Below are 26,080 nucleotides of genomic sequence, written 5' to 3'. Positions count from 1 at the left end.
ACCTCACTATTGTGCGCCCTAGCCCATGCCATAAAATTCTGGGAACAGCAGCAACGAGGCAAGTACCAATATTTGTAAGCCGATGAATGGCACGACCCCGCGATAAATATCCCGCGTGGTCACTCCCGCTGGCGCCACCCCTTTGAGGTAAAACAAACTAAAACCAAACGGCGGAGTCAGGAAGGAGGTTTGTAAATTCATCGCCACCAGAATAGCAAACCAAGTCATGTTGATGCCCAACGTCTCAGCAACTGGTGCTAAAATAGGCACAATAATGAAGCAGATCTCAACGAAATCGATAAAGAAACCGAGGATTAAGATCACCAGCATAGTGACGATCAAAAAGCCCCATTTCTCACCGGGAATATTCAGCATCCACTCCTCGACTAACAGATCGCCGCCAGTGTAGGTAAAGGCCATGGAAAACGCAGTGGCACCCAGCAAAATCGCAAACACCATCGCGGTTACATTGACCGTTTCTTTGGCCGATTCGTACACCATTTTCCAACTGAACTGGCGATAAAGCAGTGACAGAACGATTGCACCCGCACCGCCCAGCGCCGCCGATTCGGTTGGTGTCGCCACCCCGGCAAAGATCGACCCCAAAACCACCACGATCAGCGCGAGGGGTGGAATGACCGCTTTGAGCGCTTTGATCACTTCCTCGCGGCGGCTGATCGAATCATCACGCTCAATCGGCTGCGCCGCTTGTGGATTGAGTTTGGCGTAAATAAGGATGTAAACCACGTATACGCCCACCAGCACGATGCCCGGCCAAACGGCAGCTTGGAACAAGTCGCCGACTGGCACACCGAGCACATCGCCCAATAAAATGAGTACGATCGATGGCGGAATAATCTGCCCTAAAGTGCCCGACGCACAGATGGTTCCGCACGCCAACCCTTTGTCATAGTTGTATTTGAGCATGACAGGCAACGAAATAAGGCCCATTGCGACCACAGACGCACCAACGACACCCGTCGATGCCGCGAGCAGCGTTCCCACCAACACGGTAGAAATCGCGATACCACCGCGCACACCACCAAAAAGACGCCCCATCGATTCCAGCAGTTGTTCCGCCAAGCGCGTTTTTTGCAGCACCAAGCCCATAAAGACAAACAGTGGCACCGCCATCAATACGGTATTTTCCATGATGGATTGAATGCGGTATGGCATGAAGGCAAAGATCTCTACTCCTTCCGCCCACACACCAAATAAAAGTGCGATACCGCCAAAGGTGAACGCCACAGGAAAGCCGAGCAGCAAAGCAAACAGCGCGACAAAAAACATCACAATTCCGATCATCCTGAGCTCCTACGACTTATCTGATTTGGAAAGGTGCAACAAGTGCGGATTGACGATCTTGTTGAGCGAATGCAGCATCAAACCGACGCCACTGATGGCCATGAAAGCAAATGAGAGTGGGATCATCGCTTTGATTATCCAGCGATAGGGCAGCCCACCCGGATCGCCGGAGGTTTCTCCCAGTGCATAGCTCTCTTTGGCAAAGTCGATACCAAACCAAGTCACTAGAAGACAAAACGGAATGAGGAAAGCGATCGTTCCCAGCAGGTCAATGATCGCTTGAGCGCGATGAGAAAGATTTTCGTAAAAGAGGTCAACGCGAACATGCCCGTCCGCTTTTAGCGCATAAGGGATACCCAGCAGGAAAACAGCGGAAAACAGGTGCCATTCCAACTCTTGAAAGGCGATGGACACATCGTTGAAGGCATAACGCATGATGACGTCGTACACCACATTGGCGAGCAGAACCACAAACAATATGCTGGCAAGCCATCCGAGGAAGTCCCCGAAACGGTTAAACAGACGCTCGATATAGATCAGACTTCTCATTCCCTACTCCATGGAATTTTGAAAAATGGCTCCGCTTGGCAAGCCAGCGGAGCTCTGTTATTAGCTCATCTCAAGATAGAGTGAGCTTTCTTGGGCTCCTCACCAGAAGCACTGGCGAATTTTATTGCGCTTGACCATTTAGGTACGCGCGGGTAGAAATGTCGGTCCAAGGACGAACCTGCTTGATATAAGCCGCTTGCGATTCTTGGATCTCTTTGGCAAGTGCATCTTTCTCAGCATGCTCTTTTAGCAACTTGTCGTTGGCTGCACGCATCGCAGACATCACCGCTGGCGGGAAGTCTTTCACTTGAACATTAGGGTATTCAGATTTGATCGATGCCCAGTTCTTACCATTTTCATGTTTGGACTGGGTATACATGTCGTACGCCGCGGTTTTCATTGATACCAATAGAATTGCCTTCAGGTCATCAGGCAAGCGTTCCCAAATACGCTGGTTGACCAGAAATTGCAACTCAGTCGCTGGCTCATGCCAACCTGTGTAGTAATAAGGGGCGATTTTGTGAAAACCCATGCGTAAATCCAGTGACGGACCAACCCACTCCAGTGCATCAATCGTGCGACGCTCAAGTGAGGTATACAGTTCACCCGGAGCAATGTTGGTCGGTTTCGCGCCAAGCTCGGCTAAAATTTCGCCTGCAAAACCGGGAATGCGCATCTTCAACCCTTGCAGATCGTCCACCGAGTTGATCTCTTTTTGGAACCAGCCGCCCATTTGGGTATCCGTGTTACCCCCCGGGAAAGACAGCATGTTGTGCGGTGCGTACACTTTTTCCATCAACTCCATACCGCCGCCGTAATAGAACCAAGCGTATTGTTCCATCGGCAACATACCAAACGGCATTGACGTAAAGTAGAGCGTGTTCGGCACTTTACCTTTCCAGTAATAAGACGCGGAGTGCCCCATGTCGTACTGTCCTGATTTCACCATGTCGAACACGCCAAGCGGTGCTTTGTGTTTGTTGGCAGAGTCGATACGGATCTGCAAGCGACCGTTGGACATCTCTTCTGCCATTTTCGCCATATTTTTGGTCGCATCACCGAAGATGGGAAAGTTGGGCCCCCAAGTTTCTGCCAATTTCAGGCGGTACACTTTTTCTGCCGCATTGGCCGATGTCGCAAGTAGTGCCAAAGCGGCCGCCACGGCAGTACTTTTCAGCACACGTTTTAGAGATTGTTGGATAAGACTCATGTTTCACGTCCTTGGTTTTATTGTATGTCACATCAATGAACACTTGTTATTCATGTTAAAGATGTAACAAAAACCAACGACATGTAATCGGCAGGAACACGCAAGCTGTATCGTGTTCGGCGAGGCAATTCGACCAAGGTATTACGTATTAATACGTAAGAAAAAAGTCGTCTATCAGTTTAATTATTTGATTAATATAAATATTAAAAATTTATCAACAAATTTAGATCTGAACGGATACTTACGTAGTAAAACAAGTCAAGTATTAACAGTTTTTAGCAAAAATGTGACAAACAAGGCTGATTAAGAGCAACGGAGAAGACGCAAGATTGGGGGAGATGGGATAAAGTGCCCCGGGCAAGCCGAGGCAAAGCAGTATGCTGCCAAGTAAAGTTAAGCGCGCTTGTAGATCACTTTATTACCGCTTAGCTGCTCTTTGGTGACGAGATTTTCTTCAAGCAGTTTTTTTAGCGCTCCAGTGGCCCATGAAGCCGCTTTTGCTTCGTCTTGCCCGGCGGCGAGACCAATACTTTTGGGATTGATGCCATCAACGTTGGCCGCAACAATATCCAGCACTTGCTGCTGTTTTGGGGTCAACATGAGGTTGCTTTTCACCGCTGAAACGGCAACGTTTTTCACTTCAGCCACTTCGCTGGCGGCAACCTTCTTTTCAGCAACCAGCGCAGATACCGTTGCTTTACTCGCCACTGGCTTCGCTTTTCTCGGTGCCGTCGCCAAGTTTGCTACAGCGGCTTGAATGCGTTTTTGCAGTTTTGCCTGCACGTTACGCTTATGAGAAAGTCTCATTGAATTGGTCTCCAGTTCACTGCTTGTCAGCAGGGATGAAAATTTTGAAGCGCGTTTTATAGCAAATTTCAGGGGTAATTTGTAGGCTTAAGCGGCGAAAGGTCATGAAAAATGCGTGGTTTGGGCAGAAAGACTACTATTTAAACAAGTACAAGGCATTGAGTGCTGAGTATAAATACAGTGGTAAGAATCACTAAAAATGCAAAGGGATGAGTATGCAAACGCTGCAATTGTGCAACTACGATTTCAGTCTCAACTCGGCTAAAGGTCGGGGCTTGATTGGCGGATTATTGGCCGCCGCTTTACTGCTTTTGTCTCTCTCAACCAGTTGGTTACAAGCTTTTGTCGCCATCACACTGCTGCTTTTTCTAGCCTTACTTGGCATCTACTTAATGCTGCGCAGCCAAGTGAAATACACCCTTACCGCCACTCACTTTCAACAACACCTATTTAAAGGCGGTTGGGTGGTCAAATGGCGCAATATTGAAAAGATTGGCGTCTGCACTGTTGAGACACAAGGTTGGCATCAGCCGCTACCTTGGATCGGCATTAAACTCAAAGACTATACGCCCTATCTGGATGCGATTTGTCCCCGAGTCGCCAGCGAAATTCTCCTCAGTCAACGAGCCCTACTTTACTTGGGCGCACATCAACATCAGTGTACAAGCCAGTTTGAAGATATGGTGCTCAACTCAGATCCCGTCCACATTGGCGATGAGCGTTTGTACACCGGATTAAAAGCCATGCTCGCCAACCGTATGCGTTATCAGCGGCGTTTTTTTGATTACGACATTTTTATTTCGGCGCAAGATTTGGATCGGGAAGCCGACGATTTTGTCGGGCTGGTCCGGCGCTATTTAGCCGCCGCCGAACCAGATTAAGTGAGAGAAGGGAGACTCAGTAGAGCGGCATTTCGTCAGCGACAAATGGATTGGTTTTGCGCTCATGACCAAAGGTTGACTCTGGTCCATGACCCGGGATAAACGTCACGTCATTGCCTAAAGGCCAAAGCTTGTTTTTAATCGAAGCGATCAAGGTGTTGAAATCCCCTTGTGGGAAATCGGTACGGCCGATGCTGCCGTTAAACAGGACATCGCCGACAAAAGCACGACGAGCTTGTTCGCTAAACAGCACCACATGGCCCGGTGTATGACCTGGAGTATGCAGCACTTGCAGCACTTGGTGTCCAAAGCGGATCTCGTCACCATCCTGTAACCACTGATGCGGCTCAAACGCTTGTGTCAAAGGAAAACCGAACATTTGGCTCTGCCCTTCCAAACCTTGCAGCCAGAAGTTATCGGCTTTGTGCGGGCCAACGATTTCCACTTGGCCTAAGAGTTCAGACAAACGCTCCGTTCCACCAACATGATCCAGATGACCGTGGGTTAAAACCAATTGCACAACCTCAACGCCGAGCTCTTTGATAAGTGCCGCCAGTTGTTTCTCGTCGCCGCCTGGGTCAATCACGATGCCTTTCATGGTTTCATCGCACCAGACAATCGAGCAGTTTTGCGCGAAAGGAGTAACGGGAACAATCTGATATTTAAGTGCCATAGCAACCTCGGACCAAGAAAATCTGGCCGGAACTATGACACTTGAAGAAGGGAAAAACAAGAAGCGGCTACCATTGACGAATGGGCCCGGTGTCGATGTGCACAAAATCACTGCGCGGATAATAACCAACACCACCCGCGTTGAGCGTTAGGGCGGCCTCATGGACCGTGGCGATGGCAACGCCGTCGATACGAAAGTCTATTGCTTTACCCAGCATGTGATAACTTTTCTTAGCGACTGCCGAAGATCGAGCTCTTAGCGCCGCGTTGGTCACAGGTGAGCGATAGCCTGAAATGATCTGCACCTCGTTTTGTGTGCCAATCAGAGCTTGAATTTGCGTAAGTTGATCAAACAGACGTCTGTCCATCGGGTGTGCTTCGTTTTGGCGAAAGTCCCGGCATAAATGGTCAAGGCGAGCCAGCTCTTCTTCAACGTAGCTCACGCCATCGAAGTAACAACTCTCCAACCACTCACCGGTATGCAAATTGTTCATTGCCAATTCCCGAGGTGCATCAGGCAGAGAAGCAAATGCTCGACTGGGCATGCACGAGACCGCTGCAACAGTCGCACTCGCCATACAGATAAAACGCCGACGCGAAAGCGGCTCAAATTTCGACTTCACTCAAATTCCCACACTGATTGATAACAGCGGGGCACCATAGCGAATGCCTTGCTCAGCGTCAAATGGCTTTCTGGTTGGTAACGGGTTCCATTTGCATCAGGGATGAAAGTTAGTGATTGAAGTGACTGCTCTTTTCCACCTATGTAAATTTCTGGCAAATTTCATCCCTGCTGGCGAATCAAATCGAATTGGTAAATATCGTCACGATAATTGATCTCTTCACCATCAAACCAAACCGTTTGATAAATAATGTGCACAGGCACGCGAGTCTTGAGCGGGATCATGTTGTTAGGCTCTTGCCAAGCAGACTGCCGCGTGAGCTCTTCTTCTAGCCCTTGGGTTTGCAGTAATAAATGGGCAAATTGATCGGCATTTTCCACCCGCACACAGCCGGAACTAAACGCCCGATGATCTCTGGAGAACAGACGCTTAGAGGGCGTGTCATGTAGGAAAATGGCCCGTTTATTGGGAATGTTAAACTTATACAAGCCTAAGGCGTTTGTGCTGCCTGATAACTGACGCATTTTGTACGGGAAATTGTGTCGCGAAACACGTGACCAATCGATGCTTTCAGGGTCGATGGTCGTCTCAGAGTCCCACGCTTGTAAAATCTCAATATTTTGTTTTTTAAGATAGTTTTGGTCGCGCTTCAGCTTAGGCAAAATATCTTTAACCATAATTTTGTTCGGCACATTCCAAACCGGGTTAAGCACGATACCGTCCATTTTTCCTTCCATGATTGGTGTTTTGCGGCTGATTTTTCCGACCACCACTTTCGATTCGAATACCTCTTCGCCTTTGTACCAAAATTGCATTTCATAACCAGGCACATTGACCAGAATGAGCAAGTCTCGCTCTTGCGGCCATAAGCGTGAACGTTCCGCATTCAGTGCCATCGAGTGCAAGCGTTGTGCTGGCGAGACATTCAGCCATTTGACGGTGGCAGGACCTATGATTCCATCCTGAGCTAGGCCATGCATCTTTTGAAATTGCTTGATGGCCTTAGCGAGCGACTCGTCATAGAGATCCTCTGTATTGGAGCTTGCGGAGGTATCAATACCGACCATTTGCAAACGCCTGAGCAAAATAGCTTTATCCGTAAGGGAGTCACCGACTTTTTTCAGACCTTGTGGAAGATACTCTGTCGTGGCTTGATGCTGTACATTCCATAACTTGCGATAACGCTGCTCAAATTGAGGATTAAGCTGTAACGGAGAGCGCAAAGAGGCGATGTAATCGGCAAGCGAATCTGAGCGAATTTCTTGTGCGAGATTGCTTAGTGATCGTGGATTAGGCGCGGGCAAACTTTGACTCAACGGCGAAGCAAACAGCCAATCTTTACCATTGCGCGTCAGTTTGTCGAGATAACTCAGGTAGGAAAGCAAGATATCGGTGGCGAGAATGTCATAACCCAACCACTGTTGTTGCGCTTTATAGCGATTGAGTTTAGCGATTTGATGTTCAAAATAAGGACTCACTCCGGCCGTTTTGACCAACTCCAGTTGAAACTCAAATTGCTCAATCGCTCTCGCATCCGTCCAAATTCGTTGGTGCCCGTACTCTCGATACAACTGCTCCACTTGATGAGGATATTGCACATAGGCAAGAGCAGCAGAATTTTCAATACGCCAATGGGTATCTTCCTGCTGGGTTAATGCCCACAAAGGTGGAGCGAGCAACACTAGCAATAAAACTATCAACGACTTAGACACCTTTTTCGCTCCCGAAGATCAAAATTTGCCGTAGGCTAAGTATGGCAAATTTCGTCGGGGTTACGAGCGCAAAAGTGAGAAGTTTTTTTTAAACAATTTGTGACCAGTGATTATCCCATTGAATATTCGACTGGATTTCTCTTCGACCTTGCTCAATCGAAGTGGTCACAACTGTGCCAGCACCTGAACTGACACGAAATTGATCTTGATACACAACCACACCGGACGCGTCAGGCAAAGCCCCCAGCTCCACCAGCTTACCACTCTGTTTGGACCAGATACCATAGCAATTGCCCGGCGGTGAAGTGGCAAGAATCCAATCTGCCGTGGCCGCAATACTGGCAATATAGTGGTTGAACCTCGCCCACTGCTCTGGCTCGGCGTACAACGACACCATCTCCCCCCCGCGAGTGTGCATAGCCAACAATGACGGGTACTCGTCTGGCTCACCACGATATTGCTGTCCACACAGCACCGTATCGCGGCCATCATGCGCAAGATGACGAATGCTCAGTTTGGGATCGGCTAAAGTCACTTGGTCGAGCAACTCACCGTTTTGCGCTAAGTAACTGAGGCTGGGTTGCATACTCGCTAAGTTGAGCGGCTCACGCCCATTGGTATGCACGCCGCCAACGCCGATCACTAAGGTGCCATCAGGCATGATGATCACTTCGTGCGGGCCAATGCCAAACCCACTCAGCTCGTCAACTTTCTGATAATTATGCTGCACATCATAGACACCGATGATACCACGGCTGGTTCCACGCTCTCCTTCGGTGGCAAACAAGTAGTTTCCGTCTAAAGAGTAAACGCCGTGCCCATAATAGTGACGATTTTCTGCTGCCAAACTGAGATGACGCATTTCCCCGCTCTGATAATCGAATACCATGAAGAAACTGCCCGGACGCCTTGCAAAAACCGCCGCGTGCCCCGCCCGATTCGTCGCCACGCCATGTCCGCGCGCCGGAAGGGGCAATTGATGCAAAGGGTAGCCATATTCATCCGCTACCACCGCACTAAACTGCTCACGCCCGGTAATGGCACAGCCAATTAAGGCTGGTTTTGAAGCGGCCAGAGACGCACAACCAAAAGGCAAAACGGGCGTTACTATGCCAGCTAGAGCAGCTTTCAGCAGGCTTCTGCGTTGTAAATCAGTCACCATCTGTTGCGTTAAACCCTATCACTACGCCCAACTCCACCGCCACCTCATCATGAATGACGTACTTCAACTGCTCGAGCTTATAATATTGCGCTAATGCTAGGCGGTAGCCGTCCTTCGTCGCCAATGCACTAAATAGGCTCCGCTCTTGCGGCCAAGTGGCCAACATAGTATTGAACTGATTCAGCACACGATCCGCCAGATCCTGCTTGCCCATTTCGCGCAGCATCGCATCCAAACCATGTCCGTGAGCAACATACAGTTGACGAAGTGCCTCGATGTTCGCTTTCAAGTTGGAAAACGAAGTTTCAGAGCGCCAAGATTCTGCAAAATAAGGTCGCGGCTGACCAATGTTTGCCAGTGGACGCGCCATTTTTTTCATCGCGTATTCGAGCTGATTCGACAGCAGCGAAATGTATTCTGACCGCCACTCTTTATCGTCCAAAGCCACCCACGGATTGCTTTGCCAAGCCGTAGCGATTTTGGCTGCGTTGCGCTTAAGATTACCGGCAATCACCACGCCTGTATCGCAAGTCTGCGGATTTTGCGGCAAGTTAGATTGGCTGTCGTAGAGCAACCATTCCAGCGCCCCCAAGCCCTGCACAGTCACGCTTTGTACCGCTATCTCATCCACCGACCAACTTTGCTCGCGGCGCGTCAAAGCAGACATTTTTACTCCAGTGGTATTTTTCTTGTCGGGCCAAAACTGTACGTTCCAGCTCTGTTCCAGTGCCGCCGCCGGGCCTCTTTCCTGACCTTGCAGAGCCATCCAACTGAGCATGGTTTGATGCCACTGCTGGCGCACTTCGCGGGCTTCCTGCGTCGGCGCAGAACAATAATCAGCAAACGATTGAGAGAGCAGTTCGGTTTGGCGATAAAACTGCTGAGCCGCGGCAAACTCCACTTCGTAAACCGCTTGGCTAGCATGATGCGTTTGCTCCGCTTTCGGTGGCATCTGCGAGTCGAACGACTCGCATCCCGACATGGTGACAAGCGAGCTGGTCATGAGCGCAATTAAAGAATATTTCACAGTAAAATTCCTATAACGATTCCTATAACGAATTGAGGAAAGCGATCAAAGCGTCTCTCTCCGCTTTGCTCATCGCCAATACTTTTTGTTTCGCTGCTTCTGCTTCACCGCCATGCCACAACACGGCTTCAAGTAGATTGCGAGCTCGCCCATCGTGCAAGAAGTAGGTATGACCATTGACCTCTTGCGTATAACCAATCCCCCACAGTGGCGGCGTGCGCCATTCGCGGCCATTAGCCAGAAACTCGGGTCGATTATCCGCCAGCCCTTCGCCCATATCGTGCAGAAGCAGATCGCTGTATGGGTGGATGGTTTGCTGCGATAAGGCTGGTAAATTCGGTCGTTTGGCTGTCTTCACATCCTTTTTATGGCAGCTCTGACAACCCACTCGCTCAAACAAAGCTGCACCTTGCTGAACCTGAGGATCTTGTAAGTTCCTTCGTACCGGGACTGCGAGATGCTGTGAATAAAGTTCAACAAAATCGAGGATATTGTCACTAACCTCTGGCTCACCCCCGTTTGGCATTGTTTCACACAGTGCTTGCTTTGCGGTGCAGTTTTCTTGTGGAAAGAGACGACTGGTTAGGCCAATGTCTCCATTAAACGCGGCGGCATTTTGTTGCATCAGACTGGGTTGCCCCGCCTTCCAACCAAAGCGCCCAATCGCGAAATCTTGCTTTTGTACATCCCAAACTCGGTTGAGTTTACCTGAGATGCCATCATGATTGGCGTCATCCGGATCGGCCCATTGGCGCAGTGTCTCTTCCGGGATGTTTTCCAGCAAGCCAAGACCGATCATGGGCGGCGCAACCCGGGCAGACAGCATGACATCAGGATGCATTGCCCCGTATCCCAACTCGCCGATTGTCACATGGGGTTTACGCAGCACCACCTCACTGCCATCTTGGAACCTGACTGGCACGGGCGAATAGGTGACTATGATCTTGCCCTCTGCTTTTTGATCCGGCAAGGCAAAATCTTGTAATTGATCGCCATAGGTAGGCTCTGGGACCACACCACCTTGGATCAGCGCTTGCTTTTGCTCATCGGTCTGTGCGGGAATGCTGAGCCTAACCAGCATCGATACCGAGTGCGAGTCATGAGGTTCAGCCGGTTGGCCGCGACCATCTTTGATATGGCAGTTTTGGCAGCCATTGGTATTAAAAAGCGGGCCGAGACCATCTCTCGCGTCCGTTGAAGCAGGCGCTTGAACCCAAGGATTGCGGAAAAAACTGTTTCCTACACTAAAATCCAGACGTTCGCTCATCGGCAAATTTGCCGCTGGTAAGGAAAAAGCGTTTGGCCCCTCTTTTCTTACGCTGGTGTCGCCGCCCGATTTTTCGGTATCTGCACACACAGCGCCGGAAATGACCAGCGTCAAAAAGCTAAAAAAATAAGGCTTCATCGGTTAGTTCCTGGAAAACCGGTTGTTATTCTTAAATAGCAAAGGGCTCCAAAGAGCCCTGAAAAACATCACAACATGTTGATTAGAAGTCGTGGTCAGCGGTATCTGGGTTGAGGCTGTTGATACCGACGATGCTTGCCACGCGCTCAATGGCTGAGGTTTGCACCACGAGTGACATGATGGTTTCGTTAACTAACGCATTACCTTGCGTGTTACCAGCCGCAATCAGTTGGTCAAAATGCTGATTATTTTTCTCTGCTGAAGTTACTAACTTGCCGACTTGTGCACGGGTGACATCAAACTGCTTTTGGATCTCTTTTGCCGCTTGAGGATCTTTTTGCTTCACCAGATCATGCAAGCTTGGGCCTGAGAGTAGCGTGCCATCAGCTCGTTTGTATAGACCAGTATAAACGTTGTAGATGCCTTGCTCATTGTAGTAGTGCGAGTTGTGCGTATTGTCCGAGAAGCAGTCGTGCTCATCTTCGGTAGAATTGGCTTCCAGTGCCACTTTCATACGCTCCCCCGCTAGCTCACCAAGAGAGAGGGAACCCATACCAAACAGCATCTTGCGTAAGCCATTTTCGCTCGATTCTGCCAGCAACTCTTGCCGATAGTTTCCTTTGCTTTCTGCAGACCACTGCTTTTCCATCCACTCAAGATCTTGCACCAGAAGCTGTGCTGCGGCTTTTAAGTAAGCACCACGACGGTCACAGTGGCCGTTGGTACATGCCTCACCCACAACAAAATCTGTGTACGCACGTTGACCCGCGCCAGCGTTGGTGCCGTTGAGATCTTGTCCCCAAAGCAAGAATTCAATCGCGTGGTAACCTGACGCAACGTTTGCTTCAGAGCCACCGACTTCGTTTAAATCTGCAATCAACTCTGGGGTGATATTCGATGCATCCAAGGTGCTGTTGCCAATCTTCAGCGTGGTATTGGCAATAATATTGGCTTTGGCGCCTTCATTACCCAGTTCATGTTGGTAATCCGCCGCTACGTAGTCAATCAAACCTTCGTCAAGTGGCCAAGCATTTAACTGACCTTCCCAGTCATCCACGACTGCATTGCCAAAACGGAACACTTCTGACTGCTGGTAAGGAACACGCGCGGCAAACCAAGCTTGTTTTACTTCGTTGAGTTTTGCTTCTGACGGCGCAGAAAGGAACTGTTCTACTTTTCTTTCAAGTACTTGTGCCGTGGTCAGTGAATCGGCAAAAACCGCGTGCGCAATGTCAGCATAGTGTGCAACGACCTGTTGTTGAGTGACATTTGCCGCCAGCGCACTGCCACTAGTAAGCAAGATTGACGCGGTAATAGAGTGGAGCAAGAAGTTCTTGGCATTCATTGAAAGCATCCTTGTTGAGCATTTGTTAATATTATTAGTAGTGCTAACCATTCTCATTTGCACTTTTGTTGCTGATCATACAAATTTACACTTTTTTTGCAAGCCAGAAACGAAAAAAGCCCCAATTTAGTGAGGCTTTTGTTAGAAAGTTGGATATCAATCAATGACCAGCGCTTGTCTCAGTCAACTTTAAGGTTGTGTTTGCCATGCGAGACTTTGGCACGTAAGTAGTTTTCGTTGCCATCTTTAATATGCGCTGAGGTGTTGACTACTTCAACAATCTCAATCCCATACTCTTTCAGTTCACGAATTTTCTTCGGATTATTTGTCACTAAGCGGATCTGTTTCACTCCAAGCGCTTCAAGCATTTGTGCCGCCTCAGTGAAGTCACGCAAGTCATCACCAAAACCTAAATGATTATTGGCTTCGTAGGTATTCATCCCTTGGCTTTGCAGCAAATAAGCATCAATTTTGTTGTACAAACCAATACCGCGTCCTTCTTGGCGCAAGTAGAGAATAATGCCACCAGATTGCCCCATGCGAGTGATCGTTTCTTCGAGTTGCTCACCACAATCACAGCGCGAGGAGTGGAATACGTCGCCCGTCAGACACTCAGAGTGCATTCTCACCAATGGTACCGACTGAGTCTTGTCGGCTGACTTAAAAATCACCGCGACATGTTCTTTGTCGGAGTTAAGACCGCGAAACGATAAAATCTCCGCATCAATATCACTTTTTGCGCCGACTTTAAAATCGACCCTGGCTCGAACTTCCGCCATACCTACACTCACTTGATTTGTTAATTTTTGTCTATCTGATATTGCATACATGATCTGCTCTCACTTATAGTCCAAATATGAGGTCTGATACTGAGAAATTCAACATACGGATCACAAATGAATTTTTTGTTATATTATAACAATTAACCCTCGTGGCAACCCTTAGGCGTAAAAAAACCCCAAACAAAAGTTTGAGGTTCATCTGATGTCTTACTTTCTTTTATCTTAGTGAGTTTGGTTTTTCTTCCAAACCACCAACTCTATCCATGCGGCTTCCAGCTCGCTAAGTTCTTCTTCGGTTAATACCGCTAACGTTGAAGTCGATTGAGACACAGCATTAGACTGCAGAGAATAAATCTGTGAATAGAAATCTTTTTTTAGTTGAGTTTTGACTGTATCCACTGCGACTACCCTATCAGCACACGTACTATTACCAGAAATAAAATCGTTAATTCTCAAAAATAATAACAGCTTGCGTGATAATTGTACAATTAATTATCGACAATGGAATAGTCATCACATTATTTTTCTACTCAGATCTTGATCTTATTCTTCCTACAAATGATCCCTATCTAGCGTGCGATATTATTGATCTTTTGCTGAGAAAAAGATCGCGTCCAACTCTCGATATTTTCCACAAACAAAAGAAATTTTATTGCCACAAGTGCCATTTGAGTTGCTTCTCTGCACTTTGTTAAAGCAATGGCACTGAGAAAAAGTCATTTAATTCAAACAAATAAATACAACCCTAGTGCTCTATTTGGCCGGAATGTTTCTCCCCTTACTGGACGAAGAAAGATCAATCACTCTATTTTCCTAAGTCCCGTTTCATGATCAAGAAGGCGCGAAGAATCGATCATTTCTATCGAATAGAAAGATCTTTGCTCGTTATTTCTTTATTGTATTTCTTATTTAGCGCAGAAAATCAGATTGGATCATCAAATAAGATCTTTCTCGATCCAATAAAATGCCGTGATTGGTTTACTCTGGTTTAAACAATTGCAAAAGCTCAATGGCTAAAAAAGTATCGCTATGAATATACGCGATCATAAAGATCAACAAAATCAGAGCAAAAAAGTAATTAAATCGATTAACCCATTTCTGTTTCGCTACGCGACAGCCACTGTTTGCTAGTTTGACCCCGACCAAACCAAAAGGGTAACCAATCAGCAGTACCATCATCGCTGCCAGATGGATTGACAGTGAGGAAGCAGCTTGCAATTCCATGTGTATGTCTCCTACGCAAAAGCAGTCACTTTCTCTTACTGCTTTTTCCATAAGTACGCAGGGTACCAGATCGTCGGGCGAGCGAGCTGTTTTAAGCTCAAGAAATGTGATAATTGCTGGCTTCGGTTCCAAAATCGAGTTAAAGCATCCAATTGCATAACTATATTTTGCCAGCCAGTTCACTTTTCGCTGGAAAATGGGAGTGAAAATTAAAAAGCCGGATAGAAAACTACCCGGCCTTTATCAACATACGCTTGTTTTCTCAAGAAGAGAGCACGTTATTCCTGCTCGTCTTGAGTATCATCAACAACCACATCAGTCTCTTGCGCTTCATCGCCTTCTAGCAATTCCACCTCTTCGACTTCTTCAATACGTTGTAGACCAACCACCGATTCGTCTTCTGCAGTACGGATCAGAGTCACGCCTTGCGTGTTACGGCCCACTTGGCTCACTTCTGCCACACGGGTACGAACCAGTGTACCGGCATCGGTGATCATCATGAACTCGTCGCCTTCGTCAACTTGAACCGCACCGACGACGCTGCCGTTGCGTTCAGAGACTTTGATCGAAACCACGCCCTGAGTACCACGACCTTTGGTTGGGTATTCAGACAGGCTGGTACGCTTACCGTAACCATTTTCAGTGACGGTTAGCACGTCCCCTTCTGTCTTAGGTACGATGAGCGATACAACTTGGTCACCATCGGCCAGTTTCATGCCTCGTACACCCGCGGCAGTACGGCCCATCGGTCTTACGCCTTTGAACTTGATCTCTGGCTGGCCATTTTCATCCAGTACAGGTTGACCATGTTCATCGACAACCGCTGTTTCTTCTGATTCTTTAAAGCGCACTACTTTGCCGAATTTAGAGAACAGCATAATTTCGCTTTCGCCGTCCGTAATATCCACACCAATCAGTGAGTCATCATCACGTAGGTTAAGCGCGATAAGACCGTTTGCACGGACATTAGAGAACTGATCAAGCGAAGTCTTCTTAACCGTGCCGTCTCCAGTCGCCATAAAGATGTATTTGTCTGCGCTGAATTCTGTTACCGGTAGAATAGCGGTAATACGTTCATTTTCTTCCAGCGGCAACAAGTTAACAATTGGCTTACCACGAGCCGTACGGCTTGCGAGAGGCAGTTGATACACTTTCAAGCGATAAGTTTTACCACGAGTGGAGAAGCACAGAATGTTATCGTGCGTGTTGGCAACCAGAAGACGCTCGATGTAGTCTTCATCTTTCATCTTGGTTGCGCTCTTACCTTTACCGCCACGACGCTGTGCTTCGTAGTCGCTCAGTAACTGGTACTTCACATAGCCTTCGTGCGACAGCGTCACAACCACATCTTCACGAGCAATCAGCTCTTCAAGATCAATGTCATGGCTTGCTGCGGTAATTTCAGTGCGACGAGCGTCGCCAAATGCATCGCGAACCGCTTCTAGCTCTTCACGGATCACTTCCATCAAACGCTCAGTGCTGGCAAGGATATGCATCAGCTCAGCGATTTCGTCAAGAAGTGCCTTGTATTCATCAAGGATCTTCTCGTGCTCAAGGCCAGTTAGCTTGTGCAGGCGAAGGTCGAGAATAGCTTGTGCTTGTTGCTCGGTTAAGAAGTACAGGCCATCACGAATACCGTATTGAGGCTCTAGCCATTCTGGGCGGGCTGCATCGGTACCCGCGCGCTCTAGCATCGCTGCTACATTACCCAGTTCCCAACCACGAGCAATCAGGCCTGCTTTTGCTTCAGCCGGTGTTGGCGCTTGACGGATCAAGTTAATGATTTCATCAATGTTGGCCAAAGCCAGCGCCAAACCTTCAAGAATGTGGGCGCGCTCACGCGCTTTGCGCAGTTCAAAAATGGTACGGCGAGTGACCACTTCACGACGGTGGTCAACGAAACACTTCAACATCTCTTTCAAGTTGAATAGCTTCGGTTGGCCATTGTCCAGCGCCACCATGTTGATGCCGAAGGTCGTTTGCAGTTGAGTGTTGGCGTAAAGGTTGTTGAGAACCACCTCACCCACAGCATCTCGCTTACATTCAATCACAATACGCATACCGTCTTTATCAGACTCGTCGCGCAGTGCACTGATGCCTTCGACTTTCTTCTCTTTTACCAGCTCAGCTATCTTTTCAATCAAGCGAGCTTTGTTTACTTGGTATGGGATCTCAGTAACGATGATGGTTTCTTTGCCATTCTTCTCGACTTCGATTTCCGCTTTTGAACGCATGTAGATTTTGCCGCGCCCTGTTTTGTACGCGTCAATAATCCCTTTACGTCCGCTAATCAGCGCAGCAGTCGGGAAATCTGGTCCAGGAATGTAATCCATCAGCTCATCAATAGTGATGGCTTCGTTGTTGATATACGCCAGGCAGCCATCAATCACTTCCGTCAAGTTGTGCGGAGGAATGTTGGTCGCCATACCTACTGCGATACCGGACGAACCGTTGACCAGCAGGTTAGGAATTTTGGTTGGAAGCACCGCTGGGATCTGTTCTGTGCCATCGTAGTTGGGCACATAATCCACGGTTTCTTTATCTAGGTCTGCTAGAAGTTCATGGGCAATTTTCGCCATGCGAACTTCGGTATAACGCATTGCCGCCGCGGAGTCACCATCGATCGAACCAAAGTTTCCTTGGCCATCGACCAGCATATAACGAAGCGAAAACGGCTGTGCCATACGAACAATAGTATCGTATACCGCACTGTCACCATGTGGGTGATATTTACCGATTACGTCGCCGACTACACGGGCAGATTTTTTATATGGTTTATTCCAGTCATTGCCTAGTACACTCATCGCGAACAATACGCGGCGGTGCACTGGTTTTAGGCCATCACGCACATCTGGAAGAGCACGACCCACGATAACGGACATCGCGTAGTCGAGGTATGAACCTCTCAGCTCATCTTCAATGTTTACGGGCGTGATCTCTTTAGCTAGATCGCTCATAGAGCCATTATCCCTCTATTTTCTGATCGTATGTACAATACGTTTAAGGTGCAAAAATATAACACACAATTCCCCGTTGCGGCATCCCTTTCCCTTTCCTTTTATCAGGTTGTGAGGTTGGTTGTGAATCAATTGCCGAGAAATTGCACATTATTTTTCTATCACGCTGATTACAGGTGATTATTTAGCCATATTCAACCAAAAACGCCTTTCCCTATGGAGGAAAAGAGCGATGGCGTTATAATGCGCCTTCTTTTCACGGAAGCAGCACAGCGCGGACGAAGCATATGAGTAAAACACAAAACGTTGATCCAAATGAAATCAGAAAGTTTGAAGAGATGGCTTCCCGTTGGTGGGACTTAGAGGGCGAGTTTAAACCGCTCCACCAGATCAATCCTCTGCGCCTTGATTACGTGCTGGAAAAAGCGCAAGGTTTGTTTGCCAAGAAGGTATTGGATGTCGGCTGCGGCGGCGGCATTTTGGCAGAAAGCATGGCTCGTGAAGGGGCGATTGTCACTGGCTTAGACATGGGCAAAGAGCCACTAGAAGTTGCCCGTTTGCACGCTTTAGAAACGGGCACCAAACTCACTTACGTGCAAAGCACCATTGAAGATCACGCAGAGCAGCATGCCGGCGAATATGATGTAGTGACCTGCATGGAGATGCTGGAACACGTGCCAGACCCTTTGTCGGTGATTCAGTCTTGCGCTGCATTGGTAAAACCCGGTGGCCACGTCTTCTTCTCGACACTCAACCGCAATATCAAGTCTTATTTGTTTGCGATTGTCGGCGCAGAGAAATTACTGAAGATCGTCCCTGAGGGCACACACGACCATGAAAAGTTCATTCGTCCCTCAGAGCTCATCAAGATGATTGACCAAACCGATCTCTGCGAGCAAGGCATCACAGGTCTGCACTACAACCCGTTGACTGACAGCTACAAGCTCGGACGCAATGTTGACGTCAACTACATTGTCCACACGCAAAAATTCTGATCTCGATGTCGCTATAACTTCATTGGCAGTAGCATAAATCTACTGCCTTTTTTAGTTGCTTACTGCGCCATTTTTGTGCTTTTGCTTCCAATTTAAACAATCCAATGTCGGCTTACAAAATGACTGAAAGATCAAGAAAAATATTTTTGCTGACGGTTAAGATTAAACCGATCCAAAATTGTCATTTTTCTCCACTCAATTGAGCTCTTTTGTCATCGGTAAGTGTTTACTTACTGTTTTTTTCGATTTCGCCACTTATCCACAAGTCATCCCAAGGCTATAACTTGAAATGAGCAGCCAATAGCACTATCTTGTTACCCGCAAACAGTAGTGCCCCTATATGTTGTGTTTGTACTACAATATATAGATAGACTTTGATCACAAAGCCGTAACGATATTTACAATCGTTTCAGAAGAAAGATTCAAAAATGCGGCTTTAATCAGTTTTCTTAGGGAAATAAAGCAGAATGAACCAACAACTTACCGTCACCAAGCGTGATGGCCGTAAAGAAAATATTGATCTGGAAAAGATCCACCGCGTCATTGCTTGGGCCGCCGAAGGCCTGCAAAACGTCTCTGTCTCTCAAGTCGAGTTGCGTGCGCACATCCAGTTTTACGACGGCATCACCACGTCTGATATTCATGAAACCATTATCAAATCTGCTGCGGATCTTATCTCCGAAGAGACGCCAGACTACCAATACCTTGCGGCTCGCCTAGCGGTGTTCCACCTGCGTAAGAAAGCGTATGGCCAGTATGAGCCACCAACGCTGCTTGAGCACGTGACACGCATGGTTGAACTAGGTAAGTATGACAAGCACATTCTGCAAGACTATACCCAAGCAGAACTTGCTGAACTCGATAGCTACATCGATCATAAACGTGATCTCGATTTTTCCTATGCAGCGGTAAAACAGCTCGAAGGTAAGTACTTCGTACAAAACCGCGTAACAGGCCAGATCTACGAAAGCGCGCAGTTCCTGTACATCTTGGTCGCCGCCTGCTTATTCGCTAAATATCCTCACGAGACCCGTTTGTCTTACATCAAACGTTTCTACGATGCGACCTCGACGTTTAAGATTTCGCTGCCGACGCCAATCATGTCTGGCGTGCGCACCCCGACACGTCAGTTCAGCTCATGTGTGCTGATTGAATGTGGTGACAGTCTTGATTCTATCAACGCGACTGCCAGCTCTATCGTGCGTTACGTTTCTCAACGTGCAGGCATCGGCATCAACGCAGGTCGTATCCGCGCGCTAGGTTCTGAAATTCGTGGTGGTGAAGCATTCCATACAGGTTGTATCCCGTTCTACAAGTACTTCCAGACAGCGGTAAAATGTTGTTCACAAGGTGGCGTGCGCGGCGGTGCGGCGACGGTATTCTACCCGCTTTGGCATGGTGAAGCGCAGTCTCTGCTGGTGCTGAAAAACAACCGTGGTGTGGAAGAGAACCGTGTTCGTCATATGGACTACGGCGTGCAGTTGAACAAACTCATGTACCAACGTCTGGTCGAAGGCGGCAATATTACCCTGTTCTCGCCATCCGATGTTCCTGGGCTTTACGACGCTTTCTTCCAAGATCAGGCCGAGTTCGAACGTTTGTACGTAAAATACGAAAACGATGCCTCGATTAAGAAGACTACCGTCAAAGCGATCGAGATGTTCTCGTTGCTGATGCAAGAGCGCGCCTCAACTGGCCGTATCTACATTCAAAACGTTGACCACTGTAATACACACAGCCCATTTGATGCTGAAGTGGCGCCAGTGCGCCAATCTAACCTGTGTCTGGAAATTGCACTGCCAACCAAACCTCTGAGCAACGTGGAAGATGACTCTGGTGAGATCGCTCTTTGTACGCTCTCTGCGTTTAACCTCGGCGCGATTCAATCACTGGATGATTTCGAAGAGCTGTCTGATCTGGTGGTACGTGCGCTAGATGCGCTGCTGGATTACCAAGACTACCCACTCCCAGCGGCGTACAAGTCAACCATGAACCGCCGCACTCTGGGTGTGGGCGTGATTAACTACGCATACTACTTGGCAAAACATGGCGTGAAATATTCCGATGGCAGCGCCAACGGTTTGACTCACCGCACTTTTGAAGCCATTCAGTACTACCTACTGAAAGCCTCTGTGGCGTTGGCCAAAGAGCAAGGTAAATGTCCGTCGTTCCACGAAACCAACTACGCCAAAGGTCTGCTGCCGATCGATACCTATAAGAAAGATATCGACCTTATCTGTGATGAGCCTTTGCATTACGATTGGGATGCGCTGCGCGTTGAGATCATGGAGCATGGCTTGCGCAACTCTACGCTCACAGCGCTGATGCCTTCTGAGACCTCTTCTCAGATCTCTAACGCCACCAACGGCATTGAACCACCTCGTGGCTATGTGTCAGTAAAAGCGTCTAAAGACGGTATCTTGAAACAAGTTGTACCCGATTTCACAGAGCTGAAACACAACTACGAGCTACTTTGGAACATTGGTTCTAATGATGGTTACCTACACCTTGTGGGTATCATGCAGAAGTTTGTTGACCAAGCGATTTCTGCCAACACCAACTACGATCCATCGCGTTACCATAGCGGCAAGGTGCCAATGAAGAAACTGCTGCAGGATCTGCTCACTGCCTATAAGTTTGGTGTTAAGACGCTTTACTACCATAACACCCGTGACGGTGCGAAAGACGAACAAAAAGATGCGGTTCAACCACAAGATGACGATTGTGCTGGCGGCGGTTGTAAGATCTAATCCGCTTAAAAAGCAGCATCCGTAAAGACAGATTATCGAGTACCTCCCTTGAGTGGGAGGTATAAAAGGAAATGAGGCACTATGGCTTACAGTACTTTTAACCAAACAAAAAATGATCAACTCAAAGAACCGATGTTCCTCGGACAGTCAGTTAACGTTGCTCGTTACGATCAACAGAAGTTTGAAATCTTTGAAAAGCTGATCGAAAAGCAGCTTTCTTTCTTCTGGCGTCCTGAAGAGGTGGATGTATCAAGCGATCGCATCGACTACAACAAACTGCCCGATCACGAAAAGCATATCTTCATCTCAAACTTGAAGTACCAAACCCTGCTGGATTCGATCCAAGGTCGCAGTCCGAACGTGGCGCTATTGCCACTGGTTTCGTTGCCAGAGCTGGAAACGTGGATTGAAACTTGGTCGTTCTCGGAAACAATTCACTCTCGCTCCTACACCCACATTATTCGTAACATCGTCAACGATCCGGCAATCGTCTTCGATGATATCGTAGAAAACGAGCACATTCTCAAGCGTGCCAAAGATATCGCGCATTTCTATGACGATCTTATCCAAGCAACGAATGACTACCACCGTTATGGCGAAGGAACGCACACCATCAACGGCGAAAGCGTCAAGGTCAGCCTGTATGATCTGAAAAAGAAACTCTATCTGTGTTTGATGTCGGTTAACGCGCTAGAAGCGATTCGTTTCTACGTCAGTTTTGCCTGCTCGTTTGCTTTTGCCGAGCGCGAACTGATGGAAGGCAATGCGAAGATCATCAAACTGATTGCCCGTGACGAAGCGCTGCATCTTTCTGGTACGCAGCACATGATCAATCTACTGCGTAACGGCCAAGATGATTTTGCCTTCCTACAGATCGCCGAAGAAGCAAAACAAGAGTGTTTTGATCTCTTCAAAGAAGCCGCTGAGCAAGAGAAAGAGTGGGCTGAGTACCTGTTCAAAGACGGTTCTATGATCGGCCTGAACAAAGATATTCTTTGTCAGTATGTGGAATACATCACCAACATCCGCATGCAAGCAGTAGGTTTACCGATTGCTTACCCAGCAGCGACGTCGAACCCAATTCCTTGGATCAATGCTTGGCTCTCTTCGGACAACGTGCAAGTAGCCCCTCAAGAAGCGGAGATCTCCTCCTACTTGGTCGGCCAAATTGACAATGAAGTGAGCATTGACGACTTCGAGGGCTTCGAACTCTAATGCCGCGGATCAAAATCAACAAACTCGTCAGCATCGAGTCGAACCGCTCCAACACGATTTTGGAGACGATGGAAAGCGCAGGGCTGCTGCCGGAATACAATTGCCGTGATGGCCACTGCGGTGCCTGTCGCTGTAAGCTCGACGCAGGCGAAGTCGAGTATGTTGGTTTTGCCATGGCTTACACACAAGGCAACGAGATCCTGCCCTGCATTTGCAAGGCCAAGACCGATGTGGTGCTGAGCCAAGTCAATTACAGCCTCAAAGAGAAACGCGCCTAGTTGAGCGTCCCTTCTCAGCAGCCATGATATTGGCCAGCAACAACACGATAAAAAGCCGGGTTTACTCACCCGGCTTCTTTTTTACATGACGTCTTACTGCGCTTATTTCACCACACTGCTTGGCAAAAACATCTCTTTGGTTTTCTTCAGAGAAAAATAATCACCAAACATGGGTTTGCGTTCTAAATAGCGGCGCAGCAAATCGGCGGCAGCGGCACTGATGATTTTCACCGCCTCTTTGCGTCCATATGGGCGGTTAAACTCCAGTACCATGCCCCATTCACCCCCGTGTGCAGAAAGTGCGATGGTGAATCGATTCTCCTCCATCCGCCCTGTGACTAAGGCGATGTCAGTGGCGCACTTTTCTCGCGTCGCCCCAGCCAATGCAAAGGTGGCCGCCAGTGGGTTACTGTGATCAATCGCTTCACTGTCTCGGGTCGACAAAATCCAGCTATGACCACTTTGCCGGCTGATCTGTTCATCGCTTTGCAGCCAACTGGTTAAATAGCCAAAACTGCACTGTTCTGCCGTTGCCAGCGTCAAACCTTTTTCCACCAGTAAATGTCCTAAATGTTCAAGCATCGGCTCATCCACGCTCACCACATTCGCTTCAAGCAACTTGTAGATAAGTTGCATCACTCTGACGCGCTCTTCCAATGCATCCTGAGGACCAAACAGTTTCACTTCAATGAAGGGCAAGTAAGAGCGGTAACCCAGCTCATAGCCAGCGGGTAGTTTCAAGCTGTCTAGCTTGTCTGATATCGCTGACTCAGACAGGCCGAAGGTGTACAAACGACTGCACTGGAATGCAGTATTGTTTGGCCAATCACGTTGTAGATCAGGCAAAATTTGCTGCTCCACCATGACCTTGAACTCTTTAGGTACGCCGGGAGTGAAATAAAATACCGCGTCATTGATCAGCATTTTAAACCCGCAGGCAGTACCGACTGGGTTGTCAATAATTTGTGCGCTTTCGGGGAGCATGGCTTGTTTTAAGTTGCTTTCTGGCATTTTACTGCCACGCTGGCTATACATCGCCTCCATACGCTGTAGCCACTCCTTGAATAAGACCAGTTTACAATCAGCCGCTTGTGCCGCCGCGGCGGAACTCAAATCGTCCGTAGTGGGTCCCAAACCGCCGTTAACAATCACAACGTCATTGTTAAAGCTGAGCATCAGAAGCTCTTCAGTAAGAGCAGATAACTGGTCGCCAACCGTGGCACGTTTCACCATAGCGAAACCATGCTCATACAAGTAGCTAGAGAGCCAGGCGGCGTTGGTGTCGACAATATCGCCGTGAAGCACTTCTTCACCGGTACTCAACATGGCAATTTTCACGATCTTTTTCCTCTATTCTCGCTGCTTTGTTAAGCAACCCTATGAATTTTCTCTTTTCAGACCCGAAGCTTTGCACTTTGTTTCGGATAAATTTGTGACAGGTGTTTCCATCCCCAAAAGATTCAGGGATAATCGTGCGCTTGATTATTTACAAAAGAAACTGGAGACATTCGTGCCAAAGCCATTACTTCTTACAAAAGCTTTGAGTGGACTTCTTCTTACCGCTTCTGTTTCAGCCCAGGCTAATCAGTTTGATTTCAGTAAGCACACAGAAACTACCTACGCAACGGATTGTCTTCAAGAGTACTGCGTTAACGATGGCTTGTATAGCTTCAACAACGCCCAGCTTCTCTCTCTAGATGAGAGCGAACCCAAGCTCGATCTCGATGCCAACACCCAGCCTAAGTATTTGATCGTCCCGCAAGATAAAGACTGGGATTATCTGATGGGTCAAACCTACACCATCTTGGGTTTAAGCGTCGCCACCGTCGGCTTGATGACCTTATTGCCGCAAAGCATCACCAAATGGGATGACGACTCGCGCGATCTGAGCAATTTAGGAAGTAAGTGGAAAGACAACGTCACCTCTGGGCCAGTCTGGGACAGGGATGAACACGTATTGAACTACATCATGCACCCTTACTTTGGTGGCGTTTACTACACGGCAGCTCGACACGCAGGCTACAACGAATTCGAGTCATTTCTTTATTCCGCCACCATGTCGACTTTTTTCTGGGAGTATGGTGTAGAAGCGTTTGCTGAAGTGCCCTCTTGGCAAGACATTTTTATTACACCCTTTTTTGGCGCGGTCGTTGGTGAAATGATGCTTGAAACTGAACAAAGCATTTTAGCTGATGGTGGCGAAGTGCTCGGTTCCAAAACCGCTGGCGATGTGTCACTTTTCTTCTTAAACCCTGTTGGTCATATTCATCACTGGGCATCGAATCTGTGGGGCGGCAGTGCAGACGTGAGCTTCACTTCCAACCCTTGGTTTGGCAATCAAGACGCGGCGAAGTTCGCCTTAGACGCAGGCTACGCCTATGACAATCAGTTTTATGGACTGGACTTTAAAGTCACGTTTTAACTAAACACTTTGCAAGAAAGCGGCTAACGAGCCGCTTTTTTTGTGCTCTTTTACAGAGTTTTTAGGATGGCTTGTCACATTCATTGGAAAATATGACCTCCATCAAATCAGGCAGGTTGGCAAAACTTCTACACTGAATCTGAAAAGGATTATTTCTGTTAATCAATGAGTTGTTTGATGTATCAGGGGGAAATTATGAACAGTGTATTCATCGTGAGTTTCATCGGCAAAGCGTCACCGATGACCATCAAGCAGTTAGCGGCAATTACTCACGAAAATGGTGGTAAATGGTTGATTAGCAAAGTCAACTTTATTGAAGAGCAAGTGGCAGCAGTGATCAAAGTTGAGTTACCCAAACAAAATGAAACCTTGGTCAAAGAGGCTTTTTCCGCCCATCCAGAGTTGGTTGTGCAATTTGTTGATACAGACCCAGCTACCAACCGGAGTGATACGGTGCATCAATTGCGCATCGATTCCAACGATCGAGCGGGCATCGTCAATGAGATCACTCATGTACTCGACAATCAGGGCATTAGTATTCTCGATATGGACTGTCAACGCGTGTTTATTGCTGGCGGTGGTGGTGTCAGTTCAAGTCTGTTTACCGCAAACCTTGCGATCAAATTACCGGGTGAAGTCGACATTGAAGATGTCGCCAACGAGCTTGAATCACTGAGTGAAGATACACGGGTCATGGTAGAGTCATAATCACTTCGTTCTCTGATAACCCTGCTACAACCTGGTACAAAAAGAGCAGCT

The 26,080-nt window shown here is 48.0% G+C and carries 23 protein-coding genes; 7 read left to right on the top strand and 16 right to left on the bottom strand.

What is annotated here, in order from left to right:
• Nucleotides 1-18 precede the first annotated feature (18 nt).
• The 4 genes from EA26_RS06665 to EA26_RS06650 form a co-directional block, all read right to left on the bottom strand.
• Nucleotides 19-1,305: a TRAP transporter large permease gene (locus EA26_RS06665; RefSeq protein ID WP_039425900.1), complete on the bottom strand. Its 1,287-nt coding sequence runs from the start codon at nucleotides 1,303-1,305 to the stop codon at nucleotides 19-21.
• 9 nt (nucleotides 1,306-1,314) lie between these two features.
• Nucleotides 1,315-1,854 carry a TRAP transporter small permease subunit gene (locus EA26_RS06660; protein WP_039425897.1) on the bottom strand — a complete coding sequence of 180 codons (540 nt, stop codon included), beginning with the start codon at nucleotides 1,852-1,854 and terminating at the stop codon, nucleotides 1,315-1,317.
• Between the two features lie 121 nt (nucleotides 1,855-1,975).
• A complete protein-coding gene (locus tag EA26_RS06655; RefSeq protein ID WP_039425896.1) occupies nucleotides 1,976-3,064 on the bottom strand; it encodes a TRAP transporter substrate-binding protein in 1,089 nt (362 codons plus the stop codon).
• Nucleotides 3,065-3,457: 393 nt separating this feature from the next.
• Nucleotides 3,458-3,871, bottom strand: coding sequence for a hypothetical protein (locus EA26_RS06650; protein ID WP_039425889.1), 414 nt, complete (start codon nucleotides 3,869-3,871; stop codon nucleotides 3,458-3,460).
• Between the two features lie 215 nt (nucleotides 3,872-4,086).
• On the opposite strand from EA26_RS06650, the gene EA26_RS06645 reads away from it, so the two are divergent.
• Complete coding sequence (locus EA26_RS06645; protein WP_039425887.1) at nucleotides 4,087-4,752, top strand: DUF2982 domain-containing protein; 666 nt, start codon at nucleotides 4,087-4,089, stop codon at nucleotides 4,750-4,752.
• A 16-nt stretch (nucleotides 4,753-4,768) separates the two neighbouring features.
• On the opposite strand, the gene EA26_RS06640 is transcribed toward EA26_RS06645, so the two are convergent.
• From EA26_RS06640 to gyrA, 11 genes are all read right to left on the bottom strand, one after another.
• Nucleotides 4,769-5,425 carry an MBL fold metallo-hydrolase gene (locus EA26_RS06640; protein WP_039425885.1) on the bottom strand — a complete coding sequence of 219 codons (657 nt, stop codon included), beginning with the start codon at nucleotides 5,423-5,425 and terminating at the stop codon, nucleotides 4,769-4,771.
• Nucleotides 5,426-5,492: 67 nt separating this feature from the next.
• Nucleotides 5,493-6,047 carry a peptidoglycan L,D-endopeptidase MepK gene (gene mepK, locus EA26_RS06635; protein ID WP_065819692.1) on the bottom strand — a complete coding sequence of 185 codons (555 nt, stop codon included), beginning with the start codon at nucleotides 6,045-6,047 and terminating at the stop codon, nucleotides 5,493-5,495.
• Nucleotides 6,048-6,208: 161 nt separating this feature from the next.
• The gene (locus EA26_RS06630) at nucleotides 6,209-7,759 is read right to left on the bottom strand and encodes a L,D-transpeptidase family protein (protein ID WP_039425878.1); all 1,551 of its coding nucleotides are present in this window, start codon (nucleotides 7,757-7,759) and stop codon (nucleotides 6,209-6,211) included.
• 88 nt (nucleotides 7,760-7,847) lie between these two features.
• A complete protein-coding gene (locus EA26_RS06625; protein WP_039425869.1) occupies nucleotides 7,848-8,921 on the bottom strand; it encodes a DUF1513 domain-containing protein in 1,074 nt (357 codons plus the stop codon).
• Entirely contained in the window at nucleotides 8,911-9,948 is a 1,038-nt protein-coding gene (locus EA26_RS06620) for an imelysin family protein (RefSeq protein ID WP_039425867.1), read from the bottom strand. The genes EA26_RS06625 and EA26_RS06620 overlap by 11 nt, the downstream gene beginning before the upstream one ends.
• Nucleotides 9,949-9,970: 22 nt before the next feature.
• Nucleotides 9,971-11,353 carry a di-heme oxidoreductase family protein gene (locus EA26_RS06615; protein WP_039425864.1) on the bottom strand — a complete coding sequence of 461 codons (1,383 nt, stop codon included), beginning with the start codon at nucleotides 11,351-11,353 and terminating at the stop codon, nucleotides 9,971-9,973.
• Nucleotides 11,354-11,435: 82 nt separating this feature from the next.
• Nucleotides 11,436-12,698, bottom strand: a complete 1,263-nt coding sequence (locus EA26_RS06610; RefSeq protein ID WP_039425861.1) for an imelysin family protein — start codon at nucleotides 12,696-12,698, stop codon at nucleotides 11,436-11,438.
• A gap of 179 nt (nucleotides 12,699-12,877) precedes the next feature.
• Complete coding sequence (locus EA26_RS06605) at nucleotides 12,878-13,477, bottom strand: GTP cyclohydrolase II (RefSeq protein ID WP_139045649.1); 600 nt, start codon at nucleotides 13,475-13,477, stop codon at nucleotides 12,878-12,880.
• A gap of 225 nt (nucleotides 13,478-13,702) precedes the next feature.
• Nucleotides 13,703-13,879, bottom strand: coding sequence for a hypothetical protein (locus tag EA26_RS21970; protein WP_039425858.1), 177 nt, complete (start codon nucleotides 13,877-13,879; stop codon nucleotides 13,703-13,705).
• A 579-nt stretch (nucleotides 13,880-14,458) separates the two neighbouring features.
• Nucleotides 14,459-14,704 (bottom strand): hypothetical protein, encoded by a 246-nt coding sequence (locus tag EA26_RS06595; protein WP_039425856.1) that lies wholly within the window; start codon nucleotides 14,702-14,704, stop codon nucleotides 14,459-14,461.
• 278 nt (nucleotides 14,705-14,982) lie between these two features.
• Entirely contained in the window at nucleotides 14,983-17,661 is a 2,679-nt protein-coding gene (gene gyrA, locus EA26_RS06590; protein WP_039425853.1) for a DNA topoisomerase (ATP-hydrolyzing) subunit A, read from the bottom strand.
• A gap of 287 nt (nucleotides 17,662-17,948) precedes the next feature.
• On the opposite strand from gyrA, the gene ubiG reads away from it, so the two are divergent.
• From ubiG to yfaE, 4 genes are all read left to right on the top strand, one after another.
• Complete coding sequence (gene ubiG, locus EA26_RS06585) at nucleotides 17,949-18,656, top strand: bifunctional 2-polyprenyl-6-hydroxyphenol methylase/3-demethylubiquinol 3-O-methyltransferase UbiG (protein WP_039425850.1); 708 nt, start codon at nucleotides 17,949-17,951, stop codon at nucleotides 18,654-18,656.
• A 467-nt stretch (nucleotides 18,657-19,123) separates the two neighbouring features.
• Complete coding sequence (nrdA, locus tag EA26_RS06580) at nucleotides 19,124-21,406, top strand: class 1a ribonucleoside-diphosphate reductase subunit alpha (protein WP_039425847.1); 2,283 nt, start codon at nucleotides 19,124-19,126, stop codon at nucleotides 21,404-21,406.
• A gap of 81 nt (nucleotides 21,407-21,487) precedes the next feature.
• Complete coding sequence (nrdB, locus tag EA26_RS06575; protein ID WP_039425844.1) at nucleotides 21,488-22,621, top strand: class Ia ribonucleoside-diphosphate reductase subunit beta; 1,134 nt, start codon at nucleotides 21,488-21,490, stop codon at nucleotides 22,619-22,621.
• Entirely contained in the window at nucleotides 22,621-22,899 is a 279-nt protein-coding gene (yfaE, locus tag EA26_RS06570; RefSeq protein ID WP_039425841.1) for a class I ribonucleotide reductase maintenance protein YfaE, read from the top strand. Before nrdB ends, yfaE begins: the two co-directional genes overlap by 1 nt.
• Before the next feature lie 102 nt (nucleotides 22,900-23,001).
• Here the strand turns inward: yfaE and EA26_RS06565 are convergent, their stop codons facing one another.
• Nucleotides 23,002-24,237, bottom strand: coding sequence for a CinA family nicotinamide mononucleotide deamidase-related protein (locus EA26_RS06565; protein WP_039425838.1), 1,236 nt, complete (start codon nucleotides 24,235-24,237; stop codon nucleotides 23,002-23,004).
• Between the two features lie 172 nt (nucleotides 24,238-24,409).
• On the opposite strand from EA26_RS06565, the gene EA26_RS06560 reads away from it, so the two are divergent.
• Together EA26_RS06560 and EA26_RS06555 are read left to right on the top strand one after the other, a co-directional pair.
• Complete coding sequence (locus EA26_RS06560) at nucleotides 24,410-25,321, top strand: DUF3943 domain-containing protein (RefSeq protein WP_039425836.1); 912 nt, start codon at nucleotides 24,410-24,412, stop codon at nucleotides 25,319-25,321.
• Between the two features lie 195 nt (nucleotides 25,322-25,516).
• Nucleotides 25,517-26,029 (top strand): glycine cleavage system transcriptional repressor, encoded by a 513-nt coding sequence (locus EA26_RS06555; protein WP_039428836.1) that lies wholly within the window; start codon nucleotides 25,517-25,519, stop codon nucleotides 26,027-26,029.
• Nucleotides 26,030-26,080 lie beyond the last annotated feature (51 nt).

Origin of the sequence: Vibrio navarrensis (assembly GCF_000764325.1) — a bacterium.
In the GTDB taxonomy this organism is placed as follows: domain Bacteria; phylum Pseudomonadota; class Gammaproteobacteria; order Enterobacterales; family Vibrionaceae; genus Vibrio; species Vibrio navarrensis.
The sequence above is the reverse complement of the archived record's forward strand: the minus strand, read 5'-3'. Positions and strand labels throughout refer to the sequence as shown.

Excerpts from the sequence above, each read along its gene's own strand:
- EA26_RS06665 (WP_039425900.1), bottom strand. The coding sequence starts at position 1,305 with ATGATCGGAATTGTGATGTTTTTTGTCGCGCTGTTTGCTTTGCTGCTC.
- EA26_RS06660 (WP_039425897.1), bottom strand. The coding sequence starts at position 1,854 with ATGAGAAGTCTGATCTATATCGAGCGTCTGTTTAACCGTTTCGGGGAC.
- EA26_RS06655 (WP_039425896.1), bottom strand. The coding sequence starts at position 3,064 with ATGAGTCTTATCCAACAATCTCTAAAACGTGTGCTGAAAAGTACTGCC.
- EA26_RS06650 (WP_039425889.1), bottom strand. The coding sequence starts at position 3,871 with ATGAGACTTTCTCATAAGCGTAACGTGCAGGCAAAACTGCAAAAACGC.
- EA26_RS06645 (WP_039425887.1), top strand. The coding sequence starts at position 4,087 with ATGCAAACGCTGCAATTGTGCAACTACGATTTCAGTCTCAACTCGGCT.
- EA26_RS06640 (WP_039425885.1), bottom strand. The coding sequence starts at position 5,425 with ATGGCACTTAAATATCAGATTGTTCCCGTTACTCCTTTCGCGCAAAAC.
- EA26_RS06625 (WP_039425869.1), bottom strand. The coding sequence starts at position 8,921 with ATGGTGACTGATTTACAACGCAGAAGCCTGCTGAAAGCTGCTCTAGCT.
- EA26_RS06615 (WP_039425864.1), bottom strand. The coding sequence starts at position 11,353 with ATGAAGCCTTATTTTTTTAGCTTTTTGACGCTGGTCATTTCCGGCGCT.
- EA26_RS06610 (WP_039425861.1), bottom strand. The coding sequence starts at position 12,698 with ATGAATGCCAAGAACTTCTTGCTCCACTCTATTACCGCGTCAATCTTG.
- EA26_RS06605 (WP_139045649.1), bottom strand. The coding sequence starts at position 13,477 with ATGGCGGAAGTTCGAGCCAGGGTCGATTTTAAAGTCGGCGCAAAAAGT.
- EA26_RS06595 (WP_039425856.1), bottom strand. The coding sequence starts at position 14,704 with ATGGAATTGCAAGCTGCTTCCTCACTGTCAATCCATCTGGCAGCGATG.
- gyrA (WP_039425853.1), bottom strand. The coding sequence starts at position 17,661 with ATGAGCGATCTAGCTAAAGAGATCACGCCCGTAAACATTGAAGATGAG.
- ubiG (WP_039425850.1), top strand. The coding sequence starts at position 17,949 with ATGAGTAAAACACAAAACGTTGATCCAAATGAAATCAGAAAGTTTGAA.
- nrdA (WP_039425847.1), top strand. The coding sequence starts at position 19,124 with ATGAACCAACAACTTACCGTCACCAAGCGTGATGGCCGTAAAGAAAAT.
- nrdB (WP_039425844.1), top strand. The coding sequence starts at position 21,488 with ATGGCTTACAGTACTTTTAACCAAACAAAAAATGATCAACTCAAAGAA.
- yfaE (WP_039425841.1), top strand. The coding sequence starts at position 22,621 with ATGCCGCGGATCAAAATCAACAAACTCGTCAGCATCGAGTCGAACCGC.
- EA26_RS06555 (WP_039428836.1), top strand. The coding sequence starts at position 25,517 with ATGAACAGTGTATTCATCGTGAGTTTCATCGGCAAAGCGTCACCGATG.